14 protein-coding genes are annotated in these 12,674 nt (G+C 61.9%); 10 read left to right on the forward strand and 4 right to left on the reverse strand.

All coding sequences use genetic code 11. The features are described from left to right. The 3 genes from ERD80_RS00565 to ERD80_RS00575 form a co-directional block, all read right to left on the reverse strand. On the reverse strand, positions 1 to 393 hold a 393-nt coding region (locus ERD80_RS00565; protein ID WP_211145550.1), incomplete at its 3' end, for a tripartite tricarboxylate transporter permease. 12 nt (positions 394 to 405) lie between these two features. Then, positions 406 to 837 (reverse strand): tripartite tricarboxylate transporter TctB family protein, encoded by a 432-nt coding sequence (locus ERD80_RS00570; protein WP_058769887.1) that lies wholly within the window; start codon positions 835 to 837, stop codon positions 406 to 408. Positions 838 to 848: 11 nt separating this feature from the next. Beyond that, positions 849 to 1,814 (reverse strand): tripartite tricarboxylate transporter substrate binding protein, encoded by a 966-nt coding sequence (locus tag ERD80_RS00575; protein WP_236569509.1) that lies wholly within the window; start codon positions 1,812 to 1,814, stop codon positions 849 to 851. Positions 1,815 to 1,946: 132 nt separating this feature from the next. Here ERD80_RS00575 and tctD point away from each other — a divergent pair, with 132 nt between their 5' ends. Both tctD and ERD80_RS00585 read left to right on the forward strand, forming a co-directional pair. Beyond that, positions 1,947 to 2,618, forward strand: a complete 672-nt coding sequence (gene tctD, locus ERD80_RS00580; RefSeq protein WP_058782029.1) for a transcriptional regulator TctD — start codon at positions 1,947 to 1,949, stop codon at positions 2,616 to 2,618. Further along, positions 2,609 to 3,985, forward strand: coding sequence for a sensor histidine kinase (locus tag ERD80_RS00585; protein WP_136545518.1), 1,377 nt, complete (start codon positions 2,609 to 2,611; stop codon positions 3,983 to 3,985). Before tctD ends, ERD80_RS00585 begins: the two co-directional genes overlap by 10 nt. On the opposite strand, the gene ERD80_RS00590 is transcribed toward ERD80_RS00585, so the two are convergent. Continuing rightward, a complete protein-coding gene (locus tag ERD80_RS00590) occupies positions 3,972 to 4,877 on the reverse strand; it encodes a DMT family transporter (RefSeq protein WP_136545519.1) in 906 nt (301 codons plus the stop codon). The two genes, ERD80_RS00585 and ERD80_RS00590, sit on opposite strands and share 14 nt — an antisense overlap. Positions 4,878 to 4,972: 95 nt before the next feature. On the opposite strand from ERD80_RS00590, the gene ERD80_RS00595 reads away from it, so the two are divergent. From ERD80_RS00595 to dedD, 8 genes are all read left to right on the forward strand, one after another. Then, entirely contained in the window at positions 4,973 to 5,752 is a 780-nt protein-coding gene (locus ERD80_RS00595) for a helix-turn-helix transcriptional regulator (RefSeq protein WP_136545520.1), read from the forward strand. A 57-nt stretch (positions 5,753 to 5,809) separates the two neighbouring features. Further along, positions 5,810 to 6,946, forward strand: a complete 1,137-nt coding sequence (pdxB, locus tag ERD80_RS00600) for a 4-phosphoerythronate dehydrogenase PdxB (RefSeq protein WP_136545521.1) — start codon at positions 5,810 to 5,812, stop codon at positions 6,944 to 6,946. 77 nt (positions 6,947 to 7,023) lie between these two features. Beyond that, entirely contained in the window at positions 7,024 to 8,034 is a 1,011-nt protein-coding gene (locus tag ERD80_RS00605) for an aspartate-semialdehyde dehydrogenase (RefSeq protein ID WP_058775824.1), read from the forward strand. Further along, the gene (gene truA / locus ERD80_RS00610; protein WP_125309518.1) at positions 8,034 to 8,846 is read left to right on the forward strand and encodes a tRNA pseudouridine(38-40) synthase TruA; all 813 of its coding nucleotides are present in this window, start codon (positions 8,034 to 8,036) and stop codon (positions 8,844 to 8,846) included. Before ERD80_RS00605 ends, truA begins: the two co-directional genes overlap by 1 nt. 27 nt (positions 8,847 to 8,873) lie before the next feature. Further along, positions 8,874 to 9,536, forward strand: coding sequence for a DedA family protein (locus ERD80_RS00615; RefSeq protein ID WP_010617492.1), 663 nt, complete (start codon positions 8,874 to 8,876; stop codon positions 9,534 to 9,536). A gap of 132 nt (positions 9,537 to 9,668) precedes the next feature. Further along, the gene (gene accD, locus ERD80_RS00620; protein ID WP_021509178.1) at positions 9,669 to 10,577 is read left to right on the forward strand and encodes an acetyl-CoA carboxylase, carboxyltransferase subunit beta; all 909 of its coding nucleotides are present in this window, start codon (positions 9,669 to 9,671) and stop codon (positions 10,575 to 10,577) included. A gap of 72 nt (positions 10,578 to 10,649) precedes the next feature. Next, positions 10,650 to 11,918 carry a bifunctional tetrahydrofolate synthase/dihydrofolate synthase gene (gene folC, locus ERD80_RS00625; RefSeq protein ID WP_058758422.1) on the forward strand — a complete coding sequence of 423 codons (1,269 nt, stop codon included), beginning with the start codon at positions 10,650 to 10,652 and terminating at the stop codon, positions 11,916 to 11,918. Beyond that, on the forward strand, positions 11,908 to 12,657 hold the full coding sequence (gene dedD, locus ERD80_RS00630; RefSeq protein WP_136545522.1) for a cell division protein DedD: 750 nt from the start codon (positions 11,908 to 11,910) through the stop codon (positions 12,655 to 12,657). The genes folC and dedD overlap by 11 nt, the downstream gene beginning before the upstream one ends. Positions 12,658 to 12,674: the final 17 nt, after the last annotated feature.

The following is a 12,674-nucleotide window of genomic DNA, read 5'->3' on the forward strand; positions in this document are numbered from 1 at the left end:
AATGATGCCGATGATGGCGATGGTTGAGCCGATGAATGAGCTGACCGCCGAGATCGACAGCGCCACGCCGGCTTTGCCCTGCTGCGCCATCGGATAGCCATCCAGCGCGGTCATGATCGCGCCGGCATCCCCCGGCACGTTAAGCAGAATCGACGAGATGCGCCCGCCATATTCGCAGCCGATGTACACCGTTGCCAGCAGGATCAGCGCGGATTCCGCCGGTAAGTGCAGCGCAAACGCCAGCGGCATCAGGATCGCGACGCCGTTAATCGGGCCAAGCCCCGGCAGCAGGCCGACGATGGTGCCGATAAAGCAGCCAATCAGGGCGATCATCAGGTTTTCCGGCGTCATGGCGACGGCGAAACCCTGCATCAGAAAAGACCAGGTATCCATAATTGACTCCTGTTAACTGAACCAGCTGCCGACCGGCAGCGTAACGTCCAGCAGACGATCGAAGGCGTAAAACAGCGCCACACCCATTACCACACCGGAGAGGACGGCTGCCCACCAGCGTGCGCCAAACAGCATGCCGATGCCGAAGGTCAGCAGCGTGGTACACAGGGCAAAACCCAGCTTCTCAAACAGCCAGCCGTACACCATCAGCATTACGCACAGCGCCAGCAGCTTTTTCAGCGTTGCCGCCACCGGCCACTGTACGGCGTCCGGCTTGCGCAGCAGCATCATCACCGCGCAGATCGCCATCAGACCGAGCAGCAGCAGCGGGAAAGGACGCGGGCCAACCGGCTCGTAGCTGTACTCGCTTTGAATCTGCCAGGCGATAACCATCCCGACGATGCAGAGCACCAGCCACACCGCCGCAAAGATACGATCGCTCATCTGTGCCTCCGTTATTTCGCCAGGCCGAACGATTTCGCCTGTTCACGGTAATCTGCCACCTGTTTCTTGACGTAGGCGTCCAGCTCGCTACCGAACAGGTTGAACTCAAACAGGCCGCGCAGATCGCGCTGCTGCTGAAACTCTTTGGTGGTCACCAGTTTTTTAAACGTCTGTTCCCACCACTGATAATCGGCATCGCTGACTTTGGGGCCGAGGTAATAGCCGCGAATGATCGGCCACTCGACGTTGAAGCCCTGCTCTTTGGCGGTCGGGATGTCAGCCAGTTCGCCCGGCAGACGTTTATCGCTCATTACCGCCAGCACGCGCATCTTGCCACCCTGCAGGTGCGGCACCATTTCACTCATGTCGCCTGATACCACCTGGATGTGGTTGCCGAGCAGCGCGGTAACCGGTTCGCCGCCGCCTTCAAACGCCACATAGCGCATTTTGCGCGGATCGATACCGGCTTCCCGTGCCAGCAGCGCGGTTTTCATCCAGTCCTGGCTGCCGATCGACGCGCCGGCGCCGACCACCACTTTGGTCGGATCCTGTTTCATCGCCTCCAGCAGTTCGCCCAGCGTTTTCCACGGCGCGTCAGCGCGCACGGCGACCATGCCGTAGTCCGTACCAATGGCCGCCAGCCACTTCACGTCATCCACTGAGTAACGACCAAACTTGCCCTGTGACAGGTTCAGCAGCGACCCGCCGGAGAAGGCCACCAGCGTGCCTGCTTCGGCGGGCCGCTGCGCAATGATGGCGTTATATGCCACGGCACCGACGCCGCCCGGCATGTAGGTGACGCGCATCGGCGTGGTGATCTGCCCGGTTTCCTGCAGGGAAACCTGGATCAGTTTACAGGTCAGATCAAAACCGCCGCCGGGTTTGGCCGGGGCGATACATTCGGTCCGCTCGGGTGCCGCAGCCTGTGCTGCAGAAAGAGAAAAAGCCAGCAGGGTCATGGCGAAGGCGGTGCGCATTGTTTTTTTCATCTGTCGCTCCATTGTTTCTTCCAGAGTGTGATTGCCACCGAACATTCGGGGTTGCTGAATTGTTAAAACAGCAACCTTTCATTTACCTTTCAGCCATCGGCAAAACTAACAGGATGTGATATGCGTCTCTTACTGGTGGAAGATACCGTCGAGCTGGCCAACTGGCTGCAGAAAGCGCTGACGCAAAAAGGTTTCGCCGTGGACTGGGTGGCCGACGGCGTGGCGGCGGATCATGTGCTGCAAAGCGAAGACTATGCGCTGGTGGTGCTGGATGTGTCGCTGCCGCGGCTCGATGGCCTTGCGGTGCTGGCGCGCCTGCGCAAGCGCGGGCAACGCGTGCCGGTGCTGCTGCTCACCGCACAGAGCGCGCTGCAACAGCGCGTACAAGGGCTGAATGCGGGCGCCGATGATTACCTCACCAAGCCGTTTGAGCTGGACGAGCTGGACGCGCGGCTGCGCGCGCTGCTGCGCCGCAGTCATGGGCAGGCCACGCAGACGCAAAGCCTCGGCCAGCTGGAGCGCGATGCGGAAGGCTATTTCCTGCTGAATCACAAGCCGCTGCCGCTGACGCCGCGCGAGGCCAGCGTGCTGTCGACGCTGATGCAGCGTCCGGGTCGGCCGGTGTCGCGCCAGCATCTGTACGAGCAGACGTTCACGCTGGCGGATGAGGCCAGCCCGGAGAGCATTGAGCTGTATGTGCATCGGGTGCGTAAAAAGCTGGCGGGCAGCGACGTGGCGATCGTCACACTGCGCGGCCTCGGCTACAGCCTGGAGTGCCAGCCGTGCGACTGATCCACTCGCTGCGCGGTGAACTGCTGGCGTGGCTGGGCGCGCCGCTGCTGCTGCTGTGGGGATTGTCGGTCTACACCCACTATCAGAGCGCGCTGCAGGCGGCGAATCAGGCTTACGATCGCTCGCTGCTGGCCTCGGCGCGCACCGTGGCCGAGCGGCTGGTGGTGCGTCATCAACGCCTGGAGGTGGATGTGCCGTGGGTGGTGCTGGACAGCTTTGAGCGCAACATGAACGACCAGCTGTTCTACCAGGTGATTTCGCCTGAAGGGCACACGCTGTCCGGCTATCCCGATTTACCGCTGGTGCCGGGTAATGCGCCGCTGTCCGATGTCTATCCGGCGCTGGTGCATTTCTACGATGCGCACTACCGCAAGCAGCCGATTCGCGTGGCCGCGCTGTGGCAGCCGGTGAACGAGGAAGGCGTGCAGGGCATGGCGCTGGTGCTGGTGGCGGAAACGCTTAACTCACGCCACGCCTTTGCCGACAGTCTGCTGCGCACCGCGCTGATCAGCCAGAGTTTTCTGGTGCTGATCACGTTGCTGCTGGCCGGGCTGCTGCTGCGGAAAGTGCTGCGCCCGCTGCGCCGGCTATCGCACATGATGCTGCGCCGCGCGCCGGGCGAACTGACGCCGCTGCCGTCGCTGCTGCCGTGGTCCGAACTGCAGCCGCTGATCGTCGCCTTCAACCGCCATCTGGAGCGGCTGCGTGGGCTTCTGGCGCGGCAGGAACGCTTTAGCGCCGATGTGTCGCACCAGCTGCGCACGCCGCTCACCATCCTGAAAACCCAGGTTGGCGTCGCGCTCAGCAGCGACGACCCGCAGCAGTGGCGCGAAAGCCTGCAGGGCATGCGCCACACGCTGGACGACACCGTTCAGCTCACCGATCGCCTGCTACAGCTGGCGCAAATCAAGGCGCGTCACGGCGAAGACAAGCCTTTCAGTGAGGTCAATCTCAGCGACATCGTGCAGCAGGCCTGTTTTAGCGGTTATGCGGCGGCGCGGCGTAAACAGATCGATCTGGGCTTTGAAGAGCAGGCGGCGAGCCAGGTGCAGGGCGATGCGCTGCTGCTGGCCGAGCTGTGCGCCAACCTGCTGGATAACGCCATCAAATACACGCCGCACGGCGGCACGGTGACCGCGCGGCTGCGGCAAAAGGTGCTGGAAATTGAAGACAGCGGGCCGGGCATCGCGGCGGATCAGCAGCGGCAGGCGCTGCAGCCGTTTGGCCGGCTCGATCACGCCAGCCAGCCCGGCGCGGGCATTGGACTGGCGCTGGTGCAGGATATCTGCGCCTGGCACGGCGCGCAGCTGCAGCTGGACCGCAGCCCGCTGCTGGGCGGACTGCGGGTGACGGTTAGCTTTCGCTGATCGGCGGAGCCATCACGCGCGCTTTACGCAGCGGAGTTTTCAGCCGCTGCGCCAGAATCACCCCGACCAGCGTCAGACCGCCGCCAATCCAGTGGTAAGCATGCAACTGTTCGTGCAGGAACAGCACGGCAATGAGGGCGGTAAACACCGGCACCACGTTCATGAAAATACTGGTGGTGCTGGCGCCGAGGCGCTGCACGCCAAGGATCCACAGGAACGGCGCCACAATCGAGGCAAACAGCCCGGCGAACAGCACCAGCGGAATATTGTCGGCGTTCAGCGCTACCTCCGGCGCGTGCCAGAAGCCGGGCAGCAGCAACAGCACGCCGAAGAAGATTTGCACGTACAGGCTTTGCCACGTCGGCAGCGGGATTGCCCTGCGCTTCGTCAGTACGCCGTACAGCGCGTAGGAGGTTGAGGCCGCCAGCATCATCAGCTCGCCGTTGCCGAGGCGCTGGCTGAGCAGCTGCGCCGGGTTGCCGGCGCTCACCAGCCACACCAGCCCGGCAAACGACAGCAGGCCGCCAATCAGAATGCCGCGCGTCGGCGCAAGGCGCAGTACCACCAGGCTGAGCAGGATGGTCAGCAGCGGAATGGTGGCGCCAAGAATCCCCATCATCACCGCCGAAACGCTGTGTGCCGCATAATAGGCGAGGCTCTGGTACAGCACCATGCCGAGCAGGCCCAGCACCAGTAAGCGCCACAGCTGGGTTTTGATGGTGTGACGATGGCGCCATACGCCCGGCAGGCAGAACGGCGTAAGCACCAGCAGCGCCAGCAGCCAGCGGTAAAAAGAGATGGCAGCAGGATCGATGCTGCCGGCAGACAGCTTGCTGACGATGGTGTTGATCGACCAGATCAGCACCGCCACCAGCGGTAACAATAAGTTCATAGTACGGCTCCAAATGTAAATCGCGACTAGCTTACGTTTGACCGGTTTAAAGCAGATAGTTAAAATCGGACAAAATTCGTTAGTGACCGGACAGAATGAATCTTCAGGTTGAGTATCAGCCACCGCGCGACGCGCCGCTGCTGCGTTTTTTCATGCGCTATGAGCAAACCAACGCCAAAACCGAATACCTGCCGCACCAGCACGACTGGGGCCAGGCGATATTTGTCACCAGCCACGTGCTGGAGATGGAAGTGGAGGGCGAGCGGCTGCTGACGCCGGCCGAAATGCCGATCTGGATCCCGCCGGGCCAGCGCCACAGCAGCTACAACCACTGTCAGGCGCAGTTTCGCACCTTCAACCTTGCCGCGGATTTATGCGCCGGCATGCCGGAGAAAGCCTGCCTGCTGAGCGTGGACGCCATCGTGCACGCCATCATGAATGATTTTGCCCGCCGCGCGCTGGAGCAGCCGCAGAGCGACGCCGACTGGCGGCTGTGCGAAGTGCTGATTGATCGGCTGCGTCTCGCGCCGGTGAACACCAGCTATCTGCCGATGTCCGACGATAAATTCCTCGCGCCGATTCTGCGCGCGCTGGAAGAGAACCCGGGTGATAACACCACGCTGGCACAATGGGCGAAGCGCGTGTTTACCACTGAGCGTACGCTGGCGCGGCGCTGTCAGCAGCAACTGCAGATGTCATTCAGCGAGTGGCGCCAGCGTTTACGTTTTCTGCGCGCAATCGCGCTGCTGGAGCAGGGCTGCAACGTGCAGGGCATCGCCCACGAGCTGGGCTACAGCTCCGCCTCCGCGCTGATCGTGATGTTTCAGCAGCAGGCCGGCACCACGCCGGATCGCTATCGCAGTCGGTTAGGTTAATCCCCGGCTTTGTGCCATGATATGCCCCGTTTATTTCAAGCAGACAGGACCGCCGCCGTGAAAATTCTCGTCGATGAAAATATGCCCTACGCCCGTGAACTGTTCAGCCGCACCGGAGAGGTGGTGGCAGTGCCGGGCCGCCCGCTGCCGGCAGCCGAACTGCAGGATGCCAGCGCGCTGATGGTGCGCTCCGTCACCAAAGTGGATGCCGCGCTGCTGGCCGGCACGCCGGTGAAGTTTGTCGGCACCGCCACTGCCGGCACCGATCATGTCGATGATGCCTCGCTGGCGGCGGCCGGTATCGGCTTCTCGGCCGCGCCGGGCTGTAACGCGATTGCGGTGGTGGAATATGTGTTCTCCGCGCTGCTGCTGCTGGCCGAACGCGACGGCTTTGATCTGCGCGATCGCACCGTGGGTATCGTCGGCGTCGGTAACGTGGGCGGACGGCTGGCTAAACGCCTCGCCGCGTGGGGAGTAAAAACCCTGCTGTGCGATCCGCCGCGCGCCGATCGCGGCGATGACGAAGATTTCCACTCGCTCGACGCGCTGGTGGCACAGGCCGATATCCTGACCTTTCACACGCCGCTGTTTAAAGACGGCCGCTACAAAAGCTGGCATCTGGCGGATGCCGCGCTGCTGATGGCGCTGCGCCCCAACACCATTCTGATCAATGCCTGTCGTGGCCCGGTGGTGGATAACGCCGCGCTGCTGGAGGTGCTGAAACTGCGTAACGATCTCAGCGTGGTGCTGGACGTGTGGGAACCGGAGCCGGATCTCAACCTCGATCTGCTGGACAAGGTCGATATCGCCACCGCGCATATCGCCGGTTATACCCTTGAAGGGAAAGCGCGCGGCACCACTCAGGTGTTTGAGGCCTGGAGCGAATTTATTGGTCAGCCGCAGCAGGTGGCGCTGGACACGCTGCTGCCGCGCCCCGAGTTTGGCACCCTTACGCTGCACGGCAAGCTCGATCAGCCGACGCTGAAACGCCTGGTGCATCTGGTGTATGATGTGCGCCGCGACGATGCGCCGCTGCGCAAAGTGGCCGCGCAGCCGGGCGAATTTGATCGCCTGCGCAAGCAGTATGTCGAGCGCCGCGAGTGGTCTTCGCTGCAGGTGATCTGTGATGAGGCGGAGAGCGCGGCGCTGCTCAATCAGCTTGGCTTCAGCGCCACGCTGCAGGCGAATCACTAATCTCTGATTTTTCTGAATTAATGGGCGATGCATGTCATCGCCTCTCTTTTTTATGTCATTGTCTGGAGTAAACCAACATGTCTGACGGCTGGAATATTGCGCTACTGGGCGCGACAGGCGCAGTAGGGAACGCTGTACTGGAACTGCTGGCGGAACGCCAGTTCCCGGTTGGTGAGTTGTATCTGCTGGCGAGTGAAAACAGCGCCGGCGAAAGCGTGCGCTTTGACGGTCGCTCGCTGCGCGTGCAGGACGCGGCGGAATTTGACTGGTCGCAGGCGCAGCTGGCGTTCTTTACCGCCGGTCGCGAGGCGTCGGCGCGTTATGCCGAAGAAGCCGCCAGCCAGGGTTGCCTGGTGATTGACAGCAGCGACCTGTTCGCGCTGGAGCCGGACGTGCCGCTGGTGGTGCCGGATGTCAATCCGCAGGTGCTGGCGGATTACCGCAATCGCAACATCATTACCGTGGCCGATGCGCTGGTGAGCCAGCTGTTAAGCGCCATCAAACCGCTGGTGGATACCGCCGGTTTAGGCCGTCTGCAGGTGACCAACCTGGTGTCGGTCTCCAGCCACGGCAAAGCGGCGGTAGACGGCCTGGCCGGTGAGAGCGCGCGGCTGCTGAACGGCGTACCGGCCGATGAGCACTACTTTGGCCGCCAGCTGGCGTTCAACCTGCTGCCGCAGCAGGCGGACAGTGCCGGCAGCGTGGCGAGCGAGCGCCGGCTGGTCGATCAGGTGCGTAAAGTGCTGCAGGACGAAGGATTACCGATTGCGGTAAGCAGCGTGCAGGCGCCGGTGTTCTACGGCAACGCGCAGATCGTCTATATCGAAAACCTGCGGCCGCTGTCGGCGGAGGAAGCGCGTGACGAACTGGCGCGCGCCGACGATATCAGCCTGAGCGACGACGGTGATTACCCGACGCCGGTCAGCGACGCCTCCGGCAGTGAAGCACTGAGCATTGGCAGCGTGCGCAACGACTACGGTATCCCGGAGCTGCTGCAGTTCTGGTCGGTGGCCGACAACATCCGCTTCGGCGGCGCGCTGATGGCGGTGAAAACCGCAGAGAAGCTGGTGCAGGAGTATCTGTATTAATGCTGGAAGACGCGACCCCGTTTAAGCTGGCGCTCGGCATTGAGTATGACGGCAGCCGTTACTACGGCTGGCAGCGCCAGAATGAAGTACGCAGCGTGCAGGAAAAGCTGGAAAAAGCGCTGGCGAAAGTGGCCAATCACCCGGTGAGCGTGTTCTGCGCCGGACGCACCGACGCGGGCGTGCACGGCACCGGCCAGGTGGTGCATTTTGAGACCACCTCCTCGCGTGCCGACAGCGCCTGGACGCTGGGCGTGAACGCCAACCTGCCGGACGATATTGCGGTGCGCTGGGTGAAAGCGGTGCCGGAAAGCTTTCATGCGCGCTTCAGCGCCACCGCGCGCCGTTATCGCTACGTGATCTACAACCAGCGGTTGCGCCCGGCGATTCTCGGCAACGGCATTACCCATTTTTACCATCCGCTGGATGCGGAAAAAATGCACCGCGCCGCTCAGGCTTTACTGGGTGAGAACGATTTTACCTCGTTCCGTGCGGTGCAGTGCCAGTCGCGCACGCCGTGGCGCAACGTGATGCATCTCAACGTCACGCGCCTGGGGCCGTACGTGATTGTCGATATCAAAGCCAACGCCTTTGTGCATCACATGGTGCGCAATATCGTCGGCAGTCTGCTGGAGATTGGCTGCGGCAATCAGCCGGAAACGTGGATGGCCACGCTGCTGGCGGCGAAAGATCGCACGCTGGCGGCGGCAACGGCGAAAGCCGAAGGGCTGTATCTGGTGGCGGTGGATTATCCTGCTCAGTTTGCGTTACCTCAGCCTGCGCTGGGACCGTTGTTCCTCGCGGATTCATTTTAATCGGAAAGTGTCAGGGAGTTAGCTGTTATGGAGTTTATCCACTTTATCGTCGATTTCATTCTGCACATTGACGTGCATCTGGCCGAGCTGGTGGCGCAGTACGGCATCTGGATTTACGCCATTTTGTTCCTGATTCTGTTCTGTGAAACCGGGCTGGTGGTTACGCCGTTCCTGCCGGGTGATTCGCTGCTGTTCGTCGCCGGTGCGCTGGCGGCGCTGCCGGGCAACGACCTCAACGTGCACCTGATGGTGACGCTGCTGGTGATTGCCGCGATCCTCGGCGACGCGGTTAACTACACCATTGGCCGGCTGTTTGGCGAGAAGCTGTTCAGTAACCCGAACTCGAAAATTTTCCGCCGCAGCTACCTCGATAAAACCCACGCTTTTTACGATCGCCACGGCGGCAAAACCATTATACTTGCGCGCTTTGTGCCAATCGTGCGAACCTTTGCCCCCTTTGTGGCGGGAATGGGACACATGTCTTATCGCCACTTCGCGCTCTTTAACGTGACAGGCGCGCTGCTGTGGGTCCTGCTATTCTCCTATGCCGGTTACCTGTTTGGTGACCTGCCGGTGGTGCAGGAAAACCTTAAGTTGCTGATTGTCGGCATCATCATTGTCTCGGTACTGCCAGGCGTGATTGAAGTGTGGCGTCACCGCCGCCAGGCGCGTCAGCACAAGTCGCAGTAAGCCTGTTACCAGATTTTTATCCACAGCGTGAACGGGTTGTGGTTTAATGAGCGACATTTACGGCCTGCTGAAGGTGATTTCAGCAGTAACGACAAGACTGGACCAGGTCAGCATTAAACAGAAAGGTCATCAATGAGCTGGATTGAACGCATACTGAATAAAAGCACTACCACGCCTTCGCGCAAAGCCAGCATCCCGGAAGGGGTGTGGACCAAATGCGATAGCTGTGGTCAGGTGCTGTACCGCGCCGAGCTGGAGCGCAACCTTGAAGTCTGCCCGAAGTGCGACCACCACATGCGTATGCACGCGCGCGAGCGTCTGCATAGCCTGATGGATGAAGGTTCGATGACAGAGCTGGGTAGTGAGCTGGAACCGAAAGACCTGCTCAAGTTCCGCGACTCGAAGAAGTACAAAGATCGTCTGGTTGCGGCACAGAAAGAGACCGGCGAGAAAGATGCGCTGGTGGTAATGAAAGGCCAGCTGCACGGTATGCCGGTGGTGGCCGCCGCGTTTGAGTTCTCCTTTATGGGCGGCTCAATGGGCTCGGTGGTCGGCGCCCGTTTCGTGCGTGCGGTTGAGCAGGCGCTGGAAGACAACTGCCCGCTGATCTGCTTCTCCGCCTCTGGTGGTGCGCGTATGCAGGAAGCGCTGCAGTCGCTGATGCAGATGGCGAAAACCAGTGCGGCGCTGGCAAAAATGCAGGAGCGCGGTCTGCCGTATATTTCGGTACTGACCGACCCGACCATGGGTGGCGTCTCCGCCAGCTTCGCGATGCTGGGCGATTTGAACGTCGCAGAGCCAAAAGCGCTGATCGGCTTTGCCGGCCCACGCGTAATTGAACAGACGGTACGTGAAAAGCTGCCGCCGGGCTTCCAACGCAGTGAGTTCCTGATCGAAAAAGGCGCGATCGACATGATCATCCGTCGTCCGGAAATGCGCTTTAAGCTGGCCAGCCTGCTGGCGAAAATGATGAACCTGCCGGCACCGCTGCAGGATGGTGATCGCCCGACTGCGGCTGAGCCGGAGAGCAACGAAGCCTGACAGGCAACCGAAAGGCGCAGAGTGATGCGCCTTTTTATTCATGCACCACATCGTAAAGAGCTAACAGGGCACATGGACACTCTTCACCTCCCGCAAGCCACGTCGCCTCTGGCCACGTGGCTTCATTATCTTGAGCATCTGCATTCTCAGGCTATCGATCTGGGCCTGGACCGTATTCAGCGCGTCGCCGCACGCCTCGACCTGCTAAAACCCGCTCCGTTTGTCTTCACCGTCGCCGGCACCAACGGCAAAGGCACCACCTGCCGTACGCTGGAAACCCTGCTGATGGCCGCAGGTTATCGCGTTGGCGTCTACAGCTCGCCGCATCTGGTGCGTTACACCGAACGCGTGCGCGTGCAGGGTGCTGAGCTGGATGAAGCCCGGCACAGCGCCAGCTTTGCCGCCATCGAGGCCGGACGCGGCGATATTTCGCTCACCTACTTTGAGTTTGGCACGCTATCCGCGCTCAATCTGTTCCGTGAAGCGCAGCTGGATGTCGTGATTCTGGAAGTGGGGCTGGGCGGCCGGCTGGATGCGACGAACATTGTCGACGCCGACGTGGCGGTGATCACCAGCATTGCGCTGGACCACACCGACTGGCTGGGGCCGGATCGCGCCAGCATCGGCCGCGAGAAGGCCGGCGTATTCCGCGGCGGTAAACCGGCGGTGGTCGGCGAGGCCGATATGCCCGACACCATTGCCCAGGTGGCCGCGGAGAAGGGTGCGCAGCTGTTACAAATTAACCGCGACTGGCAGTGGCAGCGCGAGGGCGACAGCTGGACGCTGCAGGATGCCCAGGGTGAACTGCGCGATCTGCCGCTGCCCCAGGTGCCGCTCCCTAACGCGGCCACCGCCATTGCGGCGCTGCGCGCTTCCGGCCTGACGGTGAGCGAGGCGCTGATTCGTCAGCACCTGCCGCTGGCGATTCTGCCGGGACGTTTCCAGACGGTCAGCACCGCGCCGCGCGTGATCCTTGATGTGGCACACAATCCGCATGCGGCTTATTATCTGGCTTCACGTCTCGCTGAGCTGCCGGCACACGGCACGGTGCATGCGGTGGTTGGCATGCTGCACGACAAGGATATCGCCGGGACGCTGGCTGCGCTGGCACCGCAGGTCAACCGCTGGTACTGCGCGCCGCTCGACGGCCCGCGCGGGGCGTCCGCTGATGAGCTGATGGCGCATCTGCAGGGCGGCAGCGCCTGGCAGAGCGTTGAAGCCGCGTGGCAGGCGGCGCGGCAGCAGGCTCAGCCCGACGATGTGATTCTGGTGTGCGGCTCGTTCCACACCGTAGCGCAGGTGATGCAATCGATGGCAGCGGAGAACGGCAGTGGCAAGTAAGTTTCAGAATCGTTTAGTGGGCACGGTGATTCTGGTGGCGATTGGCGTCATCGTGTTACCGGGTCTGCTGGACGGTAAGAAAAAGCATTATAAAGAGGAGTTCGCGGCGATTCCGCTGGTGCCAAAGCCTGACGATCAGCAGGACAGCGAAATGGTGCCGCCGGTGACGCAGCCGCTGCCGTCGCAGCCGCCGGAAGGTGCGAGCGCGGCGCAGCAGGCGCCCGCCAGCAGCGCAACGCAGAGCAGTGCCGCCAGCGGCAGCACGCAGCCAGCGCAAAACAGCCAGCCCAGCGTCGTGACGCCGCCGCCGGTGCACCAGCAGCAGAAGCCGGCAGAGCAGGTGAAGCCGAAGCCGGTCGAGCAGCCGAAGCCTAAACCGGTGGAGCAGCCGAAACTGAAGCCGGCAGAACAACCGAAAGCGACAGAACAGCCAAAAACTACAGAGCAGCCTAAAGCGGCGGAAACGCCGAAGCAGAGCGAGCCGGCCGCGCCAGCAGGACAGGCGTATGTGGTGCAGCTCGGTGCCCTGAAGAACGCCGCCAAAGTGAATGAGATCGTGGCGCAGCTGCGGCTCTCCGGCTATCGCGCCTTTACCGTGCCGTCGACGCCGGTGCAGGGGCAGATCACCCGCATTTACGTGGGGCCGGATGCGTCCAAAGCGAAACTGCAGGGCGCACTCGGTGAGCTGAAAGGCATCTCCGGCCTCGGCGGTGTTGTGAAGCCGTACAGCACACGCTGATCAACTGATAAGCCGCG

The sequence above is a fragment of the Pantoea sp. R102 genome (genome assembly GCF_004916815.1).
GTDB lineage: Bacteria > Pseudomonadota > Gammaproteobacteria > Enterobacterales > Enterobacteriaceae > Pantoea > Pantoea dispersa.

Coding starts and splice junctions, on each gene's coding strand:
- ERD80_RS00570 (WP_058769887.1), bottom strand. CDS start 837: ATGAGCGATCGTATCTTTGCGGCGGTGTGGCTGGTGCTCTGCATCGTC.
- ERD80_RS00575 (WP_236569509.1), bottom strand. CDS start 1,814: ATGCGCACCGCCTTCGCCATGACCCTGCTGGCTTTTTCTCTTTCTGCA.
- tctD (WP_058782029.1), top strand. CDS start 1,947: ATGCGTCTCTTACTGGTGGAAGATACCGTCGAGCTGGCCAACTGGCTG.
- ERD80_RS00590 (WP_136545519.1), bottom strand. CDS start 4,877: ATGAACTTATTGTTACCGCTGGTGGCGGTGCTGATCTGGTCGATCAAC.
- ERD80_RS00595 (WP_136545520.1), top strand. CDS start 4,973: ATGAATCTTCAGGTTGAGTATCAGCCACCGCGCGACGCGCCGCTGCTG.
- ERD80_RS00605 (WP_058775824.1), top strand. CDS start 7,024: ATGTCTGACGGCTGGAATATTGCGCTACTGGGCGCGACAGGCGCAGTA.
- truA (WP_125309518.1), top strand. CDS start 8,034: ATGCTGGAAGACGCGACCCCGTTTAAGCTGGCGCTCGGCATTGAGTAT.
- ERD80_RS00615 (WP_010617492.1), top strand. CDS start 8,874: ATGGAGTTTATCCACTTTATCGTCGATTTCATTCTGCACATTGACGTG.
- accD (WP_021509178.1), top strand. CDS start 9,669: ATGAGCTGGATTGAACGCATACTGAATAAAAGCACTACCACGCCTTCG.
- folC (WP_058758422.1), top strand. CDS start 10,650: ATGGACACTCTTCACCTCCCGCAAGCCACGTCGCCTCTGGCCACGTGG.